Origin of the sequence: Streptomyces sp. Z26 (assembly GCF_003665095.1) — a bacterium.
GTDB lineage: Bacteria > Actinomycetota > Actinomycetes > Streptomycetales > Streptomycetaceae > Streptomyces > Streptomyces phytohabitans.
Genome location: NZ_RCHV01000002.1, coordinates 1,150,543 through 1,169,395, shown reverse-complemented (window position 1 = coordinate 1,169,395; position 18,853 = coordinate 1,150,543). Strand labels below are relative to the sequence as shown.

General features: G+C 73.9%; 22 protein-coding genes. 14 read left to right on the top strand and 8 right to left on the bottom strand.

The window, feature by feature from the left end; translation table 11 throughout:
* Window positions 1-20 precede the first annotated feature (20 nt).
* Window positions 21-689, top strand: a complete 669-nt coding sequence (locus D7M15_RS05130; protein ID WP_240649135.1) for a DUF2567 domain-containing protein — start codon at window positions 21-23, stop codon at window positions 687-689.
* Between the two features lie 157 nt (window positions 690-846).
* On the top strand, window positions 847-1,488 hold the full coding sequence (locus D7M15_RS05125) for a TetR family transcriptional regulator C-terminal domain-containing protein (RefSeq protein ID WP_121516396.1): 642 nt from the start codon (window positions 847-849) through the stop codon (window positions 1,486-1,488).
* Between the two features lie 3 nt (window positions 1,489-1,491).
* Here the strand turns inward: D7M15_RS05125 and D7M15_RS05120 are convergent, their stop codons facing one another.
* A complete protein-coding gene (locus D7M15_RS05120) occupies window positions 1,492-1,896 on the bottom strand; it encodes a MerR family transcriptional regulator (RefSeq protein ID WP_240649134.1) in 405 nt (134 codons plus the stop codon).
* Window positions 1,897-2,137: 241 nt separating this feature from the next.
* Here D7M15_RS05120 and D7M15_RS05110 point away from each other — a divergent pair, with 241 nt between their 5' ends.
* On the top strand, window positions 2,138-3,676 hold the full coding sequence (locus tag D7M15_RS05110; RefSeq protein WP_121520236.1) for a SulP family inorganic anion transporter: 1,539 nt from the start codon (window positions 2,138-2,140) through the stop codon (window positions 3,674-3,676).
* 36 nt (window positions 3,677-3,712) lie between these two features.
* On the opposite strand, the gene ybaK is transcribed toward D7M15_RS05110, so the two are convergent.
* From ybaK to D7M15_RS05095, 3 genes are all read right to left on the bottom strand, one after another.
* Window positions 3,713-4,213, bottom strand: coding sequence for a Cys-tRNA(Pro) deacylase (ybaK, locus tag D7M15_RS05105; protein ID WP_121516395.1), 501 nt, complete (start codon window positions 4,211-4,213; stop codon window positions 3,713-3,715).
* A 51-nt stretch (window positions 4,214-4,264) separates the two neighbouring features.
* Window positions 4,265-5,083: an LON peptidase substrate-binding domain-containing protein gene (locus tag D7M15_RS05100; RefSeq protein ID WP_121516394.1), complete on the bottom strand. Its 819-nt coding sequence runs from the start codon at window positions 5,081-5,083 to the stop codon at window positions 4,265-4,267.
* Between the two features lie 138 nt (window positions 5,084-5,221).
* Entirely contained in the window at window positions 5,222-6,838 is a 1,617-nt protein-coding gene (locus D7M15_RS05095) for an oxidoreductase (RefSeq protein WP_121516393.1), read from the bottom strand.
* Between the two features lie 149 nt (window positions 6,839-6,987).
* On the opposite strand from D7M15_RS05095, the gene hisD reads away from it, so the two are divergent.
* From hisD to hisF, 8 genes are read left to right on the top strand one after another with little or no spacing between them, the layout of a single operon-like run.
* Entirely contained in the window at window positions 6,988-8,331 is a 1,344-nt protein-coding gene (hisD, locus tag D7M15_RS05090) for a histidinol dehydrogenase (RefSeq protein ID WP_121520234.1), read from the top strand.
* Window positions 8,328-9,485 carry a histidinol-phosphate transaminase gene (locus D7M15_RS05085; RefSeq protein ID WP_121516392.1) on the top strand — a complete coding sequence of 386 codons (1,158 nt, stop codon included), beginning with the start codon at window positions 8,328-8,330 and terminating at the stop codon, window positions 9,483-9,485. The genes hisD and D7M15_RS05085 overlap by 4 nt, the downstream gene beginning before the upstream one ends.
* Window positions 9,482-10,075, top strand: coding sequence for an imidazoleglycerol-phosphate dehydratase HisB (gene hisB / locus D7M15_RS05080; protein ID WP_121516391.1), 594 nt, complete (start codon window positions 9,482-9,484; stop codon window positions 10,073-10,075). The genes D7M15_RS05085 and hisB overlap by 4 nt, the downstream gene beginning before the upstream one ends.
* Window positions 10,072-10,236 carry a hypothetical protein gene (locus tag D7M15_RS28370; RefSeq protein ID WP_165906201.1) on the top strand — a complete coding sequence of 55 codons (165 nt, stop codon included), beginning with the start codon at window positions 10,072-10,074 and terminating at the stop codon, window positions 10,234-10,236. Before hisB ends, D7M15_RS28370 begins: the two co-directional genes overlap by 4 nt.
* Entirely contained in the window at window positions 10,233-10,883 is a 651-nt protein-coding gene (gene hisH / locus D7M15_RS05075) for an imidazole glycerol phosphate synthase subunit HisH (protein WP_121520232.1), read from the top strand. Before D7M15_RS28370 ends, hisH begins: the two co-directional genes overlap by 4 nt.
* Entirely contained in the window at window positions 10,883-11,638 is a 756-nt protein-coding gene (priA, locus tag D7M15_RS05070) for a bifunctional 1-(5-phosphoribosyl)-5-((5-phosphoribosylamino)methylideneamino)imidazole-4-carboxamide isomerase/phosphoribosylanthranilate isomerase PriA (protein ID WP_121516390.1), read from the top strand. Before hisH ends, priA begins: the two co-directional genes overlap by 1 nt.
* A complete protein-coding gene (locus tag D7M15_RS05065) occupies window positions 11,635-12,069 on the top strand; it encodes a RidA family protein (RefSeq protein ID WP_121516389.1) in 435 nt (144 codons plus the stop codon). The genes priA and D7M15_RS05065 overlap by 4 nt, the downstream gene beginning before the upstream one ends.
* Complete coding sequence (gene hisF, locus D7M15_RS05060) at window positions 12,066-12,827, top strand: imidazole glycerol phosphate synthase subunit HisF (RefSeq protein ID WP_121516388.1); 762 nt, start codon at window positions 12,066-12,068, stop codon at window positions 12,825-12,827. The genes D7M15_RS05065 and hisF overlap by 4 nt, the downstream gene beginning before the upstream one ends.
* 128 nt (window positions 12,828-12,955) lie before the next feature.
* On the opposite strand, the gene D7M15_RS05055 is transcribed toward hisF, so the two are convergent.
* Genes D7M15_RS05055 through D7M15_RS05040 form a run of 4 tightly spaced genes read right to left on the bottom strand, consistent with a single transcriptional unit; the run spans window position 12,956 to window position 17,181 of the window.
* A complete protein-coding gene (locus D7M15_RS05055; RefSeq protein ID WP_121516387.1) occupies window positions 12,956-13,570 on the bottom strand; it encodes a tetratricopeptide repeat protein in 615 nt (204 codons plus the stop codon).
* A gap of 22 nt (window positions 13,571-13,592) precedes the next feature.
* The gene (locus D7M15_RS05050; protein ID WP_121516386.1) at window positions 13,593-14,339 is read right to left on the bottom strand and encodes a succinate dehydrogenase/fumarate reductase iron-sulfur subunit; all 747 of its coding nucleotides are present in this window, start codon (window positions 14,337-14,339) and stop codon (window positions 13,593-13,595) included.
* Complete coding sequence (locus tag D7M15_RS05045) at window positions 14,336-16,336, bottom strand: fumarate reductase/succinate dehydrogenase flavoprotein subunit (protein WP_121516385.1); 2,001 nt, start codon at window positions 16,334-16,336, stop codon at window positions 14,336-14,338. Before D7M15_RS05045 ends, D7M15_RS05050 begins: the two co-directional genes overlap by 4 nt.
* A 2-nt stretch (window positions 16,337-16,338) precedes the next feature.
* Complete coding sequence (locus D7M15_RS05040) at window positions 16,339-17,181, bottom strand: succinate dehydrogenase cytochrome b subunit (protein WP_121516384.1); 843 nt, start codon at window positions 17,179-17,181, stop codon at window positions 16,339-16,341.
* A gap of 96 nt (window positions 17,182-17,277) precedes the next feature.
* Between D7M15_RS05040 and D7M15_RS05035 the strand changes: the two genes are divergently transcribed.
* The 3 genes from D7M15_RS05035 to D7M15_RS05025 all read left to right on the top strand — a co-directional run bounded on the left by D7M15_RS05035 (window position 17,278) and on the right by D7M15_RS05025 (window position 18,845).
* Entirely contained in the window at window positions 17,278-18,165 is an 888-nt protein-coding gene (locus D7M15_RS05035) for a LysR substrate-binding domain-containing protein (RefSeq protein ID WP_121516383.1), read from the top strand.
* A gap of 90 nt (window positions 18,166-18,255) precedes the next feature.
* Window positions 18,256-18,474 (top strand): hypothetical protein, encoded by a 219-nt coding sequence (locus D7M15_RS05030; RefSeq protein ID WP_121516382.1) that lies wholly within the window; start codon window positions 18,256-18,258, stop codon window positions 18,472-18,474.
* Window positions 18,471-18,845, top strand: coding sequence for a hypothetical protein (locus tag D7M15_RS05025; protein WP_121516381.1), 375 nt, complete (start codon window positions 18,471-18,473; stop codon window positions 18,843-18,845). The genes D7M15_RS05030 and D7M15_RS05025 overlap by 4 nt, the downstream gene beginning before the upstream one ends.
* The last annotated feature ends 8 nt before the right edge of the window (window positions 18,846-18,853 follow it).

The following is an 18,853-nucleotide window of genomic DNA, read 5'->3' as shown; positions in this document are numbered from 1 at the left end:
GAGCCTGGCACGATGGCGGGGTGACGGCACCGAACCCCTCCTCACCGAACAGCGACCACTCCCAGCGCCAGCCCGACGCCCACGACCCGTGGGCGTCCCCGCCCCGTGCCACCGAGCCTGGGCGGACCGGGACCGAGGGCGTCGTCGCGGCGTCCGGCGAGTCCGTCACGGGCCTGCCGGTGCGGCAGGAGCTCCGTGACGCGGTGCTCACCACGCTGGGCGTGGCGGTCCTCGGCGTCGCACTCGGGCTGCTGTGGGTGTGGCTCGCGCCGCGGGTGCCGCTGGTCTCGGACGGCGAGGCCGTCTTCCTCAAGCACCCGGAGGGCGAGGAGGCGGTGGGCGCCGACGGCACCTTCCTGCTGCTCGGACTGGGAGTCGGCGCGTTCGCGGGCGCGCTGCTGTTCCTGCTGCGCCGCAAGGGCGGGGTGGGCCTGGTCGTCGGCCTCACGGCCGGGGGGATCGCGGCCGCGCTGATCGGCTGGAAGCTCGGCGTCTGGCTGGGCCCGACCAGCGACCTGGCGGCGCACGCGCGGGACGTGGGGGAGGGGAAGACCTTCGACGGGCCGCTGAAGCTGGAGTCGAAGGGGGCGCTGCTGGCGGTCCCGTTCGGCGCGCTGGCCTCGCACCTGGCGTTCCTCGCGGCGTTCGGCCCGCGCGACCCGGAGCCGCCGTTCCCGACGAGCTGGTGACACCGGCCCGTCGGCACGTACCCCCGGGCCCGTCCCCCCGTGCGGGACACGCGACACGGGGCGCGGGCCATGGGGCGCCGGGCGGACGGGGGCCGGGGGTACGGACGGCGGGGCGGTGCGTGCGGCGGAGCGCGCCCCGGGAAGGGGAGGACGCGGCGTGCCGAAGCGGGTCGACCACGCCCAGCGCCGTACGCACATCGCGGACGCCCTCGTCCGCGTCGCCGCGCGCGACGGGTTGCACGCCGTGACGATGCGGGCCGTCGCCACCGAGGCGGGCATGTCCGTGAACCTGGTGCAGTACTACTTCGACACCAAGGCCGCCCTGCTGCACGCCGCCCTGGAGCGGCTGGAGCGGCAGAGCCACGACCGGTGGGCGGCCCGACTGGCCGCGCTGCCTCGGCCGGTGACGGCGTACGCCTTCGTCGAGGCGTTCCTCGCCGAGGCCCTGCCCACCGACGCGGACAGCCGCACCTTCCACCTGGTGTGGACCTCGTACGCGGCGCTGGCCCTGACCGATCCGGAGCTGGCCGCGCAGCCGTTCGTGGCGGGCCCCGACCGGCTGGAGCGGCGGTTGGCCGACGTGCTCCGGCAGGCGCGGGAAAACGGGGCCCTGGACCGCGCCCGCGACCCCGCGACGGAGGCCGCGCACCTGCTGGCGCTCAGCCACGGCCTGGGCGCGGGCGTGCTGGTCGGGCAGCGTACGGCGGACGCCGCCCTCGCCGTCCTGCGCGCCCATCTCGACCGCCTCTTCGACGGTCCGGGCCCCGCGCCCCCGCCCGGTGGCGCCCGCGGCGGGTGAGGTTCAGCCGTCCGTGCCGGGCGCGAGCCGTTCCCGCAGTGTCGCCGCGAACTCCTCGGCCCGCGCCAGCTGCGTCCGCAGGTCGGCCACCCGCTGCTGCGCGGCCTGCTCGAACCCCCGTACGCGGCCGAGCAGTTCGGCCCGTTCCGGTGCGGTGAGCGGCCCGTCGGAGTCGAGTCGGTCCGTGGCCGTCAGCAGGTCGCGCATCTCGTCCAGGCTGAAGCCGAGCGGCTTCATCCGGCGGATCACCATGAGGCGGGCGACGTCGGACTCCGTGTAGAGCCGGAAGCCGCCCTGGGAGCGGGCGGACGGCGGTACGAGCCCGGTCTCCTCGTAGTGCCGGATGGTGCGCAGCGACAGCTCCGTCCGCGCGGCGACCTCACCGATCTGCATGTGCTCGCCGTCCACGGCTCGCCCTTCTCGTCGTCCGTCGCCGTCCTCACACCGGGACGGCCGTCATCTCTACCCTCACGTCAGGGTAGAGTTCCGCGAGGCGCGGGCGGTACTCCGCCGCGACCGCGCCCTGGTGCGGGACATCCTCCCCGTACGCCGCGCCGGGTCCGACGACGCCCCCGGCCCCTCCCGTACCGCCCGCCCCACCCGTACCTCCCACGCCGCCCCGGCGTGCCCGAACACGACAGGCCCGCTCTTGACCGCCTCCAGTGCTTCCAGCGCCTCCGCCCCCACCCCCGCCACCGCCGCGCGCCTGCGCGCCCTCCGGCCCCGCCGTCCCGACTGGTTCTCCGACCCGAAGGTGTGGCGTACGGAGATCCTCGCCGGTCTCGTCGTCGCCCTCGCGCTGATCCCCGAGGCGATCTCGTTCTCGATCATCGCCGGGGTCGACCCCGCGGTCGGCCTCTTCGCCTCGTTCACGATGGCCGTCACCATCGCCGTCGTCGGCGGCAGGCGCGCCATGATCTCGGCGGCCACGGGCGCGGTCGCCCTCGTCATCGCCCCGCTCAACAGGGAGCACGGCCTCGGTTACCTGGTCGCCGCCGTCATCCTCGCCGGTGTCCTCCAGGTCGTCCTCGGCCTGCTCGGAGTGGCGCGGCTGATGCGCTTCGTGCCGCGCAGCGTGATGGTCGGCTTCGTCAACTCCCTCGCGATCCTCATCTTCATGGCCCAGGTGCCGGAGATGACCGGGGTGCCGTGGCCCGTCTACCCGCTGCTCGTCGCCGGGCTGGCCCTCATGGTGCTGCTGCCGCGGGTGACCACCGTGATCCCCGCGCCGCTCGTGTCGATCGTGGCGCTCACGCTGGTCACCGTCGCCGCCGGGATCGCGGTCCCCACCGTCGGGGACAAGGGCGAACTGCCGTCCGCCCTGCCCGTACCCGCCCTCCCCGACGTGCCGTTCACCGTCGGCACGCTGACCACCGTCGCGCCGTACGCGCTGGCCATGGCGCTGGTCGGGCTGATGGAGTCGCTGATGACGGCGAAGCTCGTCGACGACCTCACCGACACCCCGTCCGACAAGACCCGGGAGTCCGTCGGCCAGGGCGTCGCCAACATCGTCACCGGCTTCTTCGGCGGCATGGGCGGCTGCGCGATGATCGGCCAGACCATGATCAACGTACGGGTCTCGGGCGCCCGTACCCGCCTCTCCACCTTCCTCGCCGGCGCCTTCCTGATGGTGCTGTGCGTCGTCTTCGGGCCGGTCGTCTCCGACATCCCGATGGCCGCGCTGGTCGCGGTGATGGTGATGGTGGCGTTCGCGACGTTCGACTGGCACTCCGTCGCGCCCGCGACGCTCCGGCGGATGCCCGCGGGCGAGATCGGCGTCATGGCCGTGACCGTCGTCTGCGTCGTGGCCACCCACAACCTCGCGGTCGGCGTGGTCGTCGGATCGGTCGTCGCCATGGCCGTGTTCGCGCGGCGCGTGGCGCAGGTCGCCGAGGTGACCTCGGTGCCGGACCCGGACGGTACGCAGGTCCTCTACCGGGTGACGGGCGAGCTGTTCTTCGCGTCCTCCGACGGGCTGGCGGCGCGGTTCGACTACGCGGGCGACCCGGCCCGCGTCGTCGTCGACCTGTCGGCCGCGCACGTGTGGGACGCGTCGTCCGTGGCGGCGCTCGACGCGGTACGGGAGAAGTACGCGCAGCGCGGCAAGACCGTCGAGATCACCGGGCTGAACGACTCCAGCGCCCGGCTCCACGACCGGCTCAGCGGCGAACTCGCGGGCAGCCATTGAGCGGTGGGGCCGTGCCCGGCCCACCCGGGCCGGGGCTCACCCGCGCGCGATCGGCGCCGTACGCGCCCCCGTCAGGGCGACCAGGTCCGCCGGGGCCAGCTCGATCTCCAGGCCGCGCCGACCCGCCGAGACGCAGACCGTCTCCCGTTCCGCCGCCGACGCGTCCACCACCGTGGGCAGCTCCCTGCGCTGCCCCAACGGCGAGATGCCGCCCAGCACGTAGCCGGTGGCGCGTTCGGCGGCGGCCGGGTCGGCCATCGCCGCCCGCTTGCCGCCGACGGCGGCCGCGAGCGCCTTGAGGTCGAGCGAGCCGGAGACGGGTACGACGGCGACGGTGAGCGCGCCGTCCACGTCCGCGACGAGCGTCTTGAAGACCTGGCCGGGGGAGAGGCCGAGGGCCTCGGCGGCCTCCTCGCCGTACGAGGGGGCGGCCGGGTCGTGCGCGTACGCGTGGGTGGTGAAGGGCACCCCCGCCCGGGTGGCGGCGACGGTCGCGGGGGTCGCGGACGACTGCTGCTTCTGCTTCTTCTTCGCCATGGCCTCGGTCCGGGCTCGGCCCCGGCGGGGCCGTCGCCGGTCCGGACGGCCTCAGTTGGGGCTGGTGGGGCGGCGGGTCAGCTCCGCCGCCGGGAGGGAGGGGAGCTTACCGATCACGGCGGTCTCCCGGCGAAGGAGTTTCAGCTCCTCCGCGAGCCGCGTCGCGGTGTCCGGTGCCTGGAGCAGCCGCTGCTTCGCGGGGGTGTCCAGCACGGTCGCGGCGGCCACCAGGTACGAGACGACCGAAGGGTCGTCCGGCAGCTCCTGCCCGGCGGCGAGGGTGCGTTCGCGGGCGCTGGCGAGGCGCTTCTGGTAGGCGCGGAACGCGCGTAGCACGCCCGAGGCGAGGGCCCCCGCGCCCTCGCCGTCGGTCTCCTCCAACTCCTCGACCTCACCGACGAGATACGGCCCGCTGGCGTCGACGGACAGCAGCCGGAAGCGGGTGGTGCCGGTGGCGAGCACCTCGTAGCCGCCGCGGTCCCCGTCGCCGTCCGCGTCGTCGTCACCAGGTCCGCCCGAGCCCGGCCCGCCGTCCGTACCGTCCGCCGCGCCGCCGTGGCCGCGCTCGCGGATGGTGGAGGCGTCGGCGACGCAGCCGACGCCGTAGAACGACTTCATCGGGTCCGGTCCGAAGCCCGCCGTCGGGTCGGCGCCCGACGGCTGCGCTCCGTCCGGCAGCCCGGTCGCGGTCGGCGCCACCTCGCGGCCGTCGCGGATGGCGACGACGCCGAAGCGGCGCGGCGCGTCCTCGGGGATCTCCAGCAGGTCGCGCATGAGGGCGCGGTACCGCGGTTCGAAGATGTTCAGGGGCAGCACGAGGCCCGGGAACAGCACCGAGTTGAGCGGGAAGATCGGAAGCGCGGTGGTCACGACCGGTAAGCCTAAAGCCTCCGGAGCCCCACCCGTGGCCCGCCGTCACCCGTACGTCCGCCCGGCCCGCGCCCGCCGCCCCGTACGCGCCCCTCCTTCCGTTCCCGTCCCGCGCACGTACGCCGTACGCCCCGCCGGTCACTGCCGCCGCAGCAGCCGGGTCGCCCCCGCCGCGACCGTCGTGGCCAGGATCCAGCCCAGCAGGATCATCGCGGCGGCCAGCCACTGGTAGCCGCCGCGGGGGTCCCAGGCCGTGTCGTGCCCGAAGGTGATGACGGGCAGCAGCAGGTCCAGCGAGTACAGCACCGCGTTCCACTGCGGCGCCTCGCCCTCCCGCAGCGGGGGCGGCGGCTCGGCGCCGAAGACCACCACGCCCGCGCACCAGACGACCGCCATCCAGAGCGCCGCCTGCCCCGGCCGGTACCCGTAGGCGACCGTGAGGTCCTGGAGGTAGCCCCACAACTTGCCCGCCAGCGGCAGCGTCTCGCGCCGCCTTCGCTGCTTCGCCAGCAGCACGGCGCGCGCGTCGGCGTCCTCGCCGCTGAGCCGGTAGACGTTGGCGAGCTGCTCGTACGGGCCGGGGGAGTACTCGGGCGTCGCCGCGGCCAGCCACTGGAGCCGCTGCTGGAGCGAGAAGTGGCCACGGTGGATCAGCTGCTGGTACGTGAATCCGGCCATCCACAGCCGCTCGTCCTTCGGCCAGCTGCCGACCTTGTCCACCAGGTTCTCCACCGTGGCCCCGGACAGCACCACCACGCCGCGCTCGGGCGCCTGCGAGGTGAAGCACAGCTCCGGCGTGGTGACGCGGCGCAGCGACAGCTCCTGGTCCCGTTCCAGCTGGAACCGCGCGTTGTCCAGGACGAGTTGGCTGCCGAACCGCCCGTCGTCCAGCTTCACGCCGCCCGTGCACTCGAAGCGCTTCGTACGCCGCCGGGCCGCGCCCGGGGTGGTGTACGGGTAGTAGGTGCCGGTCGGCGGGGTGGCGCTGCCGATCAGCCGGGAGCGGTCCGGTTCGGCGTCGGCGAAGTGCGCGAACTGGTCGACGGTCAACTGCGGCGCGTGCAGCGCGTACCGGCCGTGCCTGTTCCGCAGCACGCTGCCGTACATGAACAGCGAGCCGCCCACCGTCGCGCCCCGCAGCGACACCTCGCCGTCCGTCACGAGCAGGCTGGCCTGGAGTTCCTGCGACACGTTCAGCCCGTCGGCGGCGATCGCGCGGATGTGGCGGCCGCTGCCGACGGTGGCCTCGTTCAGCAGCAGGTCGGTGCCGATGGTGGCGTCGGTGAGGCGGATGCCGCCGGGGATGCTGCACCGGGCCAGGTGCAGGTCGCCCTCGGTGCGGACGCGCGCGGCCTCCAGGCGCGGGAGGTAGCAGTTGACCAGCCGGGCGGTGGACATGTGCGCCTCGGGCATCAGCACCTCCTTCTCGAAGCGGCACTGGCGCAGCTCGAAGTACGGCTCGATGGTGCCGCCCGAGAGGTTCAGCTTCCCCGTCACGTACGCGCCCGTGAGGTGCAGCGACGCGACCCGGCCGAGGAGCGCGGGCGGCCCGTGCAGCAGCAGCAGCGCGAGCACGCGGGCGCGCACGCTGCGGCGCGGGCCCCACTCGTGCTCGCCGTTCGGGTCGTCCAGCTCGGCCTCGCCGCTGCTCAGGTCGTACTCGCTGCCGTTGCGGAACGCCTGCCACATCCCCCATTCCGCGGTGGTCAGTTGCAGCCCGGCCGGCGGTTCTCCCGAGTCCGACGGATCGCTCACGTGTCCCCTCCCCCAAGCTCCCAGGTCTCCCCGTCCCTTACCCCTCCGTGACCGGACGAACGCCAGTGGCGACGAGACCCTTGTGGGGCGGATATCAGTCAGTGATACGGAAGTCCGTCGGCCGGAACCGGTCTGCGAGAATGGGTTTCGTGATCTCCCGAATCGATCTGCGGGGTTCTGTCCCCTCCGGCGACGCCGGAGCGACGGGTGACGGAGTCGACCGCAGCCTGCTGCCGCGCGCCGAGCTGGACGTCGAAGCCGCCCTGGAGAAGGTGCGGCCGATCTGCGACGACGTCCGCCATCGTGGCACCGCGGCGCTGATCGACCACGCCGCGCGCTTCGACGGCTGCGCCATCGAACGGGTCCGGGTCCCGGCCGAGGCGCTGCGCCGCGCGCTCGACGTGCTGGACCCGGCCGTACGGGCCGCCCTGGAGGAGTCCGTCCGCCGCGCCCGCGCCGTCCACCGCGAGCAGCGCCGTACGGACTCGACGGTACGGGTCGTGCCGGGCGGCACCGTCACCGAGCGGTGGGTGCCGGTGGAGCGCGTCGGCCTGTACGTACCGGGCGGCAAGGCGGTCTACCCGTCGTCCGTCGTCATGAACGTCGTCCCCGCGCAGGAGGCGGGCGTCGCCTCGCTGGCCGTCTCGTCGCCGCCGCAGTCCGCGCCCGGCACCGAGTGGGACGGGCTGCCGCACCCCACGATCCTCGCGGCGTGCGCGCTGCTCGGCGTGGACGAGGTGCACGCGGCGGGCGGGGCGCAGGCCGTCGCCATGTTCGCGTACGGCACCGAGGAGTGCCGCCCGGCGCAGCTGGTCACCGGGCCCGGGAACGTCTACGTGGCCGCGGCGAAGCGGCTGCTCAAGGGCCGGATCGGGATCGACGCCGAGGCCGGGCCCACCGAGATCGCCGTCCTCGCGGACGACACCGCCGACCCGGCGCACGTCGCCGCCGACCTGATCAGCCAGGCCGAGCACGACACGCTCGCCGCCGCCGTACTGGTCACGCCGTCCGAGTCGCTGGCGGCGGCCGTCGAACGGGAGCTGGCGCCGCGGGTGGCCGCAGCCCGGCACCGGGAGCGGATCACCGAGGCGCTGGCCGGGCGGCAGTCCGGGATCGTGCTGGTGGACGACGTGGAGCACGGCCTCGCGGTCGTCAACGCGTACGCCGCCGAGCACCTGGAGATCCAGACCGCGGACGCCGCCGCCGTCGCCGCCCGGGTGACGAACGCGGGCGCCGTCTTCGTCGGCCCGTACGCGCCGGTCTCCCTCGGGGACTACTGCGCGGGCTCCAACCACGTGCTGCCGACGGGCGGTTGCGCCTGCCACTCCTCGGGCCTCTCGGTGCAGTCGTTCCTGCGCGGCGTGCACGTCGTGGACTACTCGCGGGAGGCGCTGGCCGAGGTCGCCCACCACGTCGTGACGCTCGCGGAGGCCGAGGACCTGCCCGCGCACGGTTCGGCCGTCACGGCCCGTTTCGAGGACGGCGCGTCGTGAACGGCACCGGCACGGACCCCGCGCCCGGCACGGACCCCGGCGGCCCGGACGAGCTGCCCGTACGCGACGAGCTGCGCGGCAAGTCCCCGTACGGCGCGCCCCAGTTGGACGTACCGGTCCGGCTGAACACCAACGAGAACCCCTACCCCCTGCCCGAACCGCTCGTCGCCCGCATCGCGGAGCGCGTCGCCGACGCCGCCCGCTCCCTCAACCGCTACCCCGACCGGGACGCCGTCGAGCTGCGCACCGGCCTGGCGGAGTACCTCACCCGCACCACCGGCCACCCCGTCGGGCGCGCCCAGGTGTGGGCCGCCAACGGGTCGAACGAGGTGCTCCAGCAGCTCCTCCAGGCGTTCGGCGGTCCGGGCCGTACGGCGCTGGGCTTCGAGCCGTCGTACTCGATGCACGCGCTCATCGCCCGCGGCACCGGCACCGGCTGGCTCTCCGGGCCGCGCCGCGAGGACTTCACCATCGACACGGACGCCGCCGTCCGCGCCGTCACCGAGCACCGGCCGCACGTCGTCTTCGTCTGCTCGCCCAACAACCCCACCGGCACGGCCGTGGACGCCGACACGGTGCTGGCGCTGTACGAGGCGGCGCAGGCCGCGCGGGCGGACAGCGGTGGCGCGCTGGTGGTCGTGGACGAGGCGTACGGCGAGTTCAGCCACGGCGCGTCGCTGCTGCCGCTGATCGAGGGCCGGTCGCGGCTGGTGCTGTCCCGCACCATGTCCAAGGCGTTCGGCGCCGCCGGTCTCCGCCTCGGCTACCTCGCCGCCGCACCCGCCGTGGTCGACGCCGTGCAACTGGTGCGGCTGCCGTACCACCTGTCGGCCGTCACCCAGGCCACGGCGCTGGCCGCGCTGGAGTTCACCGACACGCTGCTGGGCTACGTCGAGCAGCTGAAGGCCGAACGGGACCGGCTGGTCGCGGAGTTGCGGGCGGCGGGCTGCGAGGTCACCGACTCCGACGCCAACTTCGTGCAGTTCGGCCGCTTCACCGACGCCCACGCCTTCTGGCGGCGGCTGCTGGACGAGGGCGTCCTGGTCCGCGACAACGGGGTGCCGGGGTGGCTGCGGGTCAGCGCGGGCACCCCGGCCGAGAACGACGCGTTCCTGGACGCCGTACGCAAGCTCATGAAGGAGAACGCAGCATGACCCGTACCGGCCGCGCCGAGCGCACCACCAAGGAGACGTCCGTCGCCGTCGAGATCGACCTCGACGGACACGGGAACGTCGACGTGTCGACAGGCGTCGGCTTCTACGACCACATGCTCGACCAGCTCGGTCGGCACGGCCTGTTCGACCTCACCGTGAAGACCGACGGCGACCTGCACATCGACAGCCACCACACGATCGAGGACACGTCCCTCGCGCTCGGCGCCGCCTTCCGGGAGGCCCTGGGGGACAAGCGCGGCATCGTACGGTTCGCCAACGCGTCGGTGCCGCTGGACGAGTCCCTCGCGCACGTGACCGTCGACCTGTCGGGCCGCCCGTACCTGGTGCACAGCGAGCCGGACGGGATGGCGCCGATGATCGGCGCCGACTACGACACGACGATGACGCGGCACATCCTGGAGTCGTTCGTCGCCCAGGCGCAGGTCGCGCTGCACGTCCACGTGCCGTACGGGCGCAACGCGCACCACATCGTCGAGTGCCAGTTCAAGGCGCTGGCGCGGGCCCTGCGCCACGCCTCGGAGATCGACCCGCGGCAGACCGGCATCCCCTCCACGAAGGGCGCGCTGTGACGGGTCTGTCGGCACTGCTGATCTTCGTCGGGCTGTTCTTCCTCGGCGGCGCCGTCTCCTTCTGGAAGCAGGAGATGCCGCGCGGTCTCGTCGTCCTGCTCGGCTTCGCCGCGGGCATGTCGCTGCTCGGCGGAATCATGCGGCTGGCGGTGTGGTCGTGAGCGCCGCGTCGCCCGCGAAGCGCGTCGTCGTCCTCGACTACGGCTTCGGGAACGTCCGTTCCGCCGAGCGCGCCGTCGCGCGCGCGGGCGCGGAGGTCGAGATCACCCGCGACTACGACCGGGCGATGGCCGCCGACGGGCTGCTCGTGCCCGGCGTCGGCGCGTTCGCCGCGTGCATGGCGGGCCTGCGGGAGGTCCGCGGGGAGTGGATCGTCGAACGGAGGCTCGCCGGGGGCCGTCCCGTGCTGGGCGTCTGCGTCGGCATGCAGATCCTCTTCGCGCGCGGCGTCGAGCACGGTACGGAGACCGCCGGGCTGGACGAGTGGCCCGGCACGGTCGGCCCGCTGAAGGCGGACGTCGTACCGCACATGGGCTGGAACACCGTCGACGCGGCGGCCGGTTCCCGGCTGTTCGCGGGCGTGCCGTCCGGCGAGCGGTTCTACTTCGTGCACTCCTACGCCGTCCACGACTGGGAGCTGGAGGCCACGCACGCCGCGATGCCCACCCCGCTCGTCAGCTGGACGACGCACGGCGACCCGTTCGTGGCCGCCGTCGAGAACGGCCCGCTGTGGGCCACCCAGTTCCACCCCGAGAAGTCCGGCGACGCCGGAGCGCAGCTGCTGACCAACTGGATCGGTACCCTCTGATGCCCACCCCCTCCGGCGCGCCGTCCGGCACGCCCACCCTCGAACTCCTCCCCGCCGTCGACGTCCGCGACGGCCAGGCCGTACGCCTCGTGCACGGCGAGTCCGGCTCCGAGACGTCGTACGGCGACCCGCTCCAGGCGGCGGTCGCCTGGCAGCGCGCGGGCGCCGAGTGGCTCCATCTCGTCGACCTGGACGCCGCGTTCGGCACCGGCGACAACCGCGAGCGGATCGCGGAGGTGACCGGGGCCATGGACATCAAGGTGGAGCTGTCCGGCGGCATCCGCGACGACGCGTCGCTGGCCGCCGCCCTCGCCACCGGCTGCACCCGGGTCAACCTCGGCACGGCCGCGCTGGAGAGCCCCGAGTGGGTCGCGAAGATCATCGCGGAGCACGGCGACCGGATCGCGGTCGGCCTCGACGTACGCGGGCGCACGCTCCGCGGGCGCGGCTGGACGCGGGACGGCGGCGACCTGTACGAGACGCTGGCGCGCCTGGACGGCGAGGGCTGCGCGCGGTACGTGGTCACCGACATCAACAAGGACGGCACCCTCCAGGGCCCCAACCTGGAGCTGCTGCGCGGCGTCTGCGCCGCCACCGACCGGCCCGTGGTCGCGTCGGGCGGCGTCTCGTCGCTCGCCGACCTGCGGGCGATCGCCGCGCTGACGCCGGAGGGCGTGGAGGGCGCGATCGTCGGGAAGGCCCTCTACGCCCGGGAGTTCACCCTCGAAGAGGCTCTGGAGGCCGTCGCCCCATGACCCGTACCCCCCGTGTCGAGCGTGTGCAGTCGGGCAGCCCCTGGGAGGAGACCATCGGCTTCGCGCGGGCGGTCGCCGCGGGCGACCGGGTGCTGGTCGCGGGCACGACACCGCTGACCGACGGTGTGGTGATCGGCGAGGGCTCGCCGTACGAGCAGGCCCGCGCGGCGTTCGCGAACGGGCTGGCGGCGCTGGAGCCGTTCGGGCTCGGCGCGGACGCGGTGATCCGCACCCGCATGTACCTGACGCACGCGCGGGACGTGGACGACGTCGCCCGCGCGCACCGCGAGCTGTTCGACGCGGTCCGCCCGGCGGCGACGCTCGTCGTGGTCTCCGGCTTCGTGGACTCCCGCATCCTGGTGGAGGTCGAGCTGGAGGCGTACCGGGGCGGCGGCGCCGGTACGGGCGCGGCGGAGGGGGCCACCCCGTGACCCTGGCCGTACGTGTCATCCCCTGCCTGGACGTCGACGCCGGACGCGTCGTCAAGGGCGTCAACTTCCAGAACCTGCGCGACGCGGGCGACCCCGTCGAGATGGCGAAGCTGTACGACACGGAGGGCGCCGACGAGCTGACGTTCCTCGACATCACCGCCTCCTCCGGCGACCGCGCCACCACGTACGACGTCGTACGCCGCACCGCCGAGCAGGTGTTCATCCCGCTGACCGTGGGCGGCGGCGTCCGTACCACCGACGACGTGGACCGGCTGCTGCGCGCGGGCGCCGACAAGGTCGGTGTCAACACGGCGGCGCTGGCCCGCCCGGAGCTGATCCGGGAGGTCGCCGAACGGTTCGGCAGCCAGGTGCTGGTGCTGTCCGTGGACGCGCGCCGCGCCCCCGGCACGGCTTCCGGTTACGAGGTCACCACACACGGCGGACGGCGCGGTACGGGCGTCTGCGCGGTCGAGTGGGCGCACCGCGGCGCCGAGTTGGGCGCGGGCGAGATCCTGCTGAACTCCATGGACGCGGACGGCACCAAGGACGGCTACGACACGGAGATGCTCACCGCCGTCCGCCGCCACGTGGCCGTACCGGTGATCGCCAGCGGCGGCGCGGGGCGGCTCGCGGACTTCCCGCCCGCGGTCGACGCGGGTGCCGACGCCGTACTGGCCGCGTCCGTCTTCCACTTCGGTGACCTGCGGATCGGTCAGGTCAAGGACGCGCTGCGGGAGGCGGGCCGCCCGGTGCGGTGAGGGCCGGACCGCCGGGCGGGCCCGGCGGACCACCCGATGAAGTGAGCCTCGGCGGCGGCGGGTTGACGGGCCGTACGCGCCCCACCCGCCGCCGTACGCATCGCCCGTACGCGCCCCCGCGCCCGCGCTCAGCCCTCGCCGCGCGCCCGTCGTACGACCGCCAGCCCCGCCGCCGCGTCCGCGTCGCCGTGGTCGGCGGCGCGCCCCAGCCAGGTCTCCGCCGCCGCCAGGTCGCCGCGCTCGAACAGCCCGGCGCCCAGGTTGAACATCGCGTCGACGTGCCCCGCGTCCGCCGCCCGCCGGAACCACGGCTCCGCCTCGTCGTCCCGCCCGCCGTCCCGCAGCAGCACCCCGAGGTTGTACATCGCCCGGGGCCGCCCGTCCTCGGCCGCGCGCCGCAACCAGCCCTCCGCCTCGGCCCGTTCGCCGCGTTCCTGGAGCAGCAGCGGTACGCGGTGCAGCGCCTCCTCGTGCCCCGCGTCGGCCGCCCGCCGGAACCACTCCTCGGCGCCCGGCAGTTCACCCCGCGCGTGCAGGATCTGCGCCAACCCGTGCATCGCCTCGACGTGCCCGTGGTCGGCGGCGAGCCGGCACCACACCTCGGCCTCGACGTACGTCTCGCGCCGTTCCATCAGCCGCCGCGCCAGTCCGTGCATCGCCTCGGCGTCGCCCGCGTCCGCCGCCTCCCGCAGGGCCTGTTCGTCCTGCGGCCGTCCGCCCTGCGCCTGCTCCTCGGAACCCATACGGCGATGCTAGATGCTCCCGTCAGCGCCCCGTACGCCGCGCCGCCCGCAGGTACTCGCGGTTCATCGCCGCGATCGACGGCAGCGGGATGCCCTTCGGGCAGGCCGTCGCGCACTCGCCGGTGTTGGTGCAGCCGCCGAAGCCCTCCGCGTCCATCTGCCCGACCATGTCCAGCACCCGCGTCTCCCGCTCGGGCGCCCCCTGCGGCAGCGAGTTGAGGTGGACGACCTTCGCCGAGGTGAACAGCATCGCCGACCCGTTCGGGCACGCCGCCACGCACGCCCCGCAGCCGATGCACTCCGCGTTCTCGAACGCGGTGTCCGCCGCAGCCTTCGGCACCGGAGTCGCGTGCGCCTCCGGGGCGCTGCCCGTCGGCGCGGTCACGTAGCCGCCGGAGCCGATGATCCGGTCGAACGCCGACCGGTCCACCACCAGGTCCCGTACGACCGGGAACGCCGCCGCCCGCCACGGCTCCACGTCGATCGTGTCGCCGTCCGCGAAGTGCCGCATGTGCAGCTGGCACGCGGTGGTCCGTTCCGGCCCGTGCGGCTGCCCGTTGATGACCATGCCGCACGCCCCGCAGATGCCCTCGCGGCAGTCGTGGTCGAACGCGACGGGCTCCTCGCCGCGCTCAGCCAGCTCCTCGTTCAGGGTGTCGAGCATCTCCAGGAACGACATGTCGGGGCTGACGCCCGTCATCTCGTACGTGGTCATGGCGCCCTCGGCGTCCGGGCCGGGCTGGCGCCAGATGCGCAGGTGGAGGTTCACGTGTAGCTCCGCTGGGTGGGGTGGACGTACTCGAAGGTCAGCTGCTCGCGGTGGAGCGTCGGCGGGCGTCCGGTGCCGGTGAACTCCCAGGCGGCGACGTACGAGAACGCCTCGTCGTCCCGTGCCGCCTCGCCGTCCGCCGTACGGCTCTCCTCGCGGAAGTGGCCGCCGCACGACTCGGTGCGGTGCAGGGCGTCCAGGCACATCAGCTCGGCCAGCTCCAGGTGGTCCGCGACCCGGTTGGCCTTCTCCAGCGACTGGTTGAGTGCCTCGCCGCTGCCGGGCACGCGGACGCGCCGCCAGAACTCCTCGCGGAGCGCCGGGATCCGGTCCAGCGCCTTGCGCAGCCCCGGCTCCGTACGGGACATGCCGCACTCGTCCCACATCACCTCGCCCAGCTCGCGGTGGAACGAGTCGGGGGTGCGGTCGCCGTCGTTGGACAGCAGGGCGTACAGCCGGTCGGTGACCGCGCCGACCGCCTCCTCGACGGCCGGATGGTGGTCGGGGACCTCGTCGTGCCAGTGCCCGGCGAGGTAGTCGTTGAGGGTGGCGGGCAGCACGAAGTAGCCGTCGGCCAGGCCCTGCATGAGGGCGGAGGCGCCGAGCCGGTTGGCGCCGTGGTCGGAGAAGTTGGCCTCCCCGACGGCGAACAGGCCGGGCACGGTGGTCTGGAGGTCGTAGTCGACCCAGAGGCCGCCCATCGTGTAGTGGATCGCCGGGTAGATCCGCATGGGGACCTCGTACGGGTTCTCGGCGGTGATCCGCTCGTACATCTCGAAGAGGTTCCCGTACCGCGCCTCCACCGCCGCCCGGCCCATCCGGGCGAGCGCGTCCGCGAAGTCCAGGTACACACCCTGCCCGCCGGGACCGACGCCACGGCCCTCGTCGCACACGTTCTTCGCGGCGCGGGAGGCGATGTCGCGCGGTACGAGATTGCCGAACGAGGGGTACTGCCGCTCCAGGTAGTAGTCCCGCTCGTCCTCCGGGATCGTGGCGGGCGGCCGGTCGTCGCCGCGCGCCTTCGGCACCCAGATCCGGCCGTCGTTCCGCAGCGACTCGCTCATCAGCGTCAGCTTCGACTGGTGGTCGCCCGCGCGCGGGATGCACGTCGGATGGATCTGCGTGAAGCACGGGTTGGCGAAGTGCGCGCCGCGCCGGTGGGCCCGCCAGACGGCGGTGGCGTTGGAGTTCTTGGCGTTGGTGGAGAGGTGGAAGACGTTGCCGTAGCCGCCGGTGGCGAGCACCACGGCGTCCGCGAGGTACGTGTCGACGCGGCCGGTCACCAGGTCCCGCGCCACGATGCCCCGGGCCCGCCCGTCGACCACGACCAGGTCCAGCATCTCGGTGCGCGGGTGCATCTCCACGCTCCCGGCGGCGATCTGCCGGGACAGCGCCTGGTACGCGCCGAGCAGCAGCTGCTGCCCCGTCTGCCCCCGGGCGTAGAACGTACGGGAGACCTGCACGCCGCCGAACGACCGCGTGTCCAGCAGCCCGCCGTACTCCCGCGCGAACGGCACGCCCTGCGCGACGCACTGGTCGATGATCTCCACCGACACCTCCGCGAGGCGGTGCACGTTCGACTCGCGGGAGCGGAAGTCGCCGCCCTTGACGGTGTCGTAGAAGAGGCGGTGCACGGAGTCGCCGTCGTTGCGGTAGTTCTTCGCCGCGTTGATGCCGCCCTGCGCGGCGATGGAGTGGGCGCGCCGGGGGGAGTCCTGGTAGCAGAACTGCACGACGCGGTAGCCCTGTTCGGCCAGCGAGGCGCCCGCCGCGCCCCCGGCCAGGCCGGTGCCGACGACGATGACGGTGTGCTTGCGCCGGTTCGCCGGGTTGACCAGCTTCGCCTCGAAGCGGCGGCGCTTCCAGCGGTCGGCCACGGGCCCGTCGGGGGCCTTGGTGTCGACGAGCGGCGCGCCGACGGCGTAGTCGGTGTACGGGGCGGCCGCCCCGGTTTCCCGGGGCCCGTCCGCCGCTGTGGTGCTGTGTGCGTCGGCCATGGTCAGCTCACGACTCCCGTCATCACGGCCAGGGGGATGGAGACGAATCCGGCGGTCAGCACCAGGGCCAGCCCGTTCGCGGTGAGCTTCAGCCCCCGGTCGAGCCGCGCGCTGTTCACGCCGAGGGTCTGGGCGGCGCTCCAGAAGCCGTGCCGGACGTGCAGTCCGAGGGCGAGCATCGCCACGATGTAGACGGTGTTGCCGTACCAGGTGCCGAAGGTCGCCACGATGTTCTCGTACGGGTGGCCCTCCTCGCCCCGGGGGTTGACCGTGCCGGTGGTCAGGTCGAGCAGGTGCCACACGAGGAACAGCGCGAGGATCACGCCGCCCCAGCGCATCGTGCGCGTCGCGTAGTCGCCGCGGTGGTTGCGGGGCCGCCGCGGATGCGCGTACGCCACGGGCCGCGCGGCCCCGCCCCGGCGGCTCAGCTGGTACGCGGAGACGCCGTGCAGCACGACGGCGGCCAGCAGGACGACGCGGGCCAGCCAGATGAACCAGCCGTGGTGCAGGACGGGTTCGCCGATGGTGCGCAGCCAGTGCGCGTAGCCGTTCATGTCGTCCGGGCCGAAGAACACCTTGAGGTTCCCCAGCAGATGCCCGACCAGGTACGCCAGCATGATCAGGCCGGTGACCGCCATCACCGCCTTCTTGCCGACGGTCGACCGCCACACGAGCGTCACCAGGGACGGCTGCCGCGCCGCTCCCCGTACGGGCGTCCGCCGTGCCGCCGCCCCGCTCGCGGCGCCGTCCCCCGGGCCGCCGCTCCCGGGGCCGTCCGCCGAGCCGCCCGCCGCCCTGCTCCCGCGCCCGTCCGAGCGCGTCCGCGTCCGCGTCACCAGTGCCATGGAGCCGACGGTAGAGAGCGGCCGGGGCATCAGTCCAAGACATGGTTCCGCTGCTTTCGATAGGCAGTGACTATCCACGGCGCCTACCCTCGCCGTATGCAGCTCCAGCAGCTCCGCTACTTCGCCGCCGTAGCCGACACCCGCCACTTCACCCGCGCCGCCCGACGCGAACACGTCGCCCAGCCGTCCCTGTCGCAGCAGATCCGCGCCCTGGAACGGGAGTTGGGCGCCGAACTCTTCCACCGCGCCCGCGGCCACATCTCCCTCACCGACGCGGGTGAGGCCCTGCTGCCGCTCGCCCGCCGCATCCTCGCCGACACCGAGACCGCCCGTCGCGAGGTCCAGGAGGCCGCCCAGCTCCGCCGCGGGCGGGTCCGCCTCGGGGCGCCGCCCAGCCTGTGCGCGAGCATCGTGCCGGGGGTGCTGCGGGCGTTCCACGACAGCTACCCGGGCGTCGAACTCGTCGTCCACGAGGACGGCTCCCAGGACCTCGTACGGGTGCTCGCCGCCGGTGAGTTGGACCTCGCGCTGATCATCACCCCGCTCCTCGGACACGCCCCCGCGCTCACCACGGCGGAGCTGCTCCGGGAGGAGCTGGTGGTGGTCTCCGCGCCGGACGCGCCCCCGCCCGTACGCCGATCCCGTATCCGTATCGAGGACCTGCGCGACCGGCCGCTGGCGATGTTCCGGCGCGGCTACGACCTGCGGGACCTCACGCTGGCGGCCTGCCGCGCCGCCGGGTTCGAACCGGTGCTGGGCGTCGAGGGCGGCGAGATGGACGCGGTGCTGGGCTTCGTACGGGCCGGGCTCGGCGTGGCCGTCGTCCCCGGCATGGTCGGGGCCCGCTCGGGCCTGCGCACCACCCCGTTCACCGCGCCCGGCCTGCACCGCACCATCTCGGTCGCGCACCGCGGCGACGTCTCCCCGACCCGCGCGGCCCGCGAGCTGCAACGCATCCTGGAGGAGCGGGTGGGGCGCGACTGAGGGGGCGGCGGGCGTCAACGCCGGGCCGTGGATCACCCTTGGTAGTGAACCTGGTAGCGATTCGGGTTGCGGTGTGTCTAGTCTGATCGCATGCCTGGAATCACGATCGAGTTCACCGAGGAAGAGCTGGCCGAGCTGCGTGCCGAGGCGAAGGAGCAGGGCCTGGCGATCAAACGGCTGGCGCACGACATCCTGACCGAGGACGTGGTGCGCAGACGGCAGCGGAAGCACTTCACCGCGGAGGCCAGCGAGAAGTTCGGCGTGCTGGCGCCGGAGTTCCTGGACGCGTTCGAGGAAGGCGACCGGTGACCTTATACATCGACGCGGGCTGGGTTCTGGAGATCCAGGCGACGCATGTCCCCGAGGACCCGTCGCTGCGGGACTGGGGTGCGCTGCACGCCGCGGTGGAGCGCCACAGGTTCGAGCGGTTCGCCGGTGAGACGTACTACGAGGAGACGCCGACCCGTGCGGCCGTGCTGCTGGAGACGATCGTGCGGTTGCGGCCCTTCAAGGACTACAACGGCATCATCGGGGCCACCTGTGCGTGGGCGTACTGCGGGCTCGCGGGTGCGCCGCTGCGGCCCCCGCCCGGTGGGATGGTCCAGCTGGTGCGGGACATCCGGGGGGAGCGGCTGGACCTCGGGGACGTCGCGCGGCGGCTGCGGGACTGGAAGGCGTAGCCCCACGG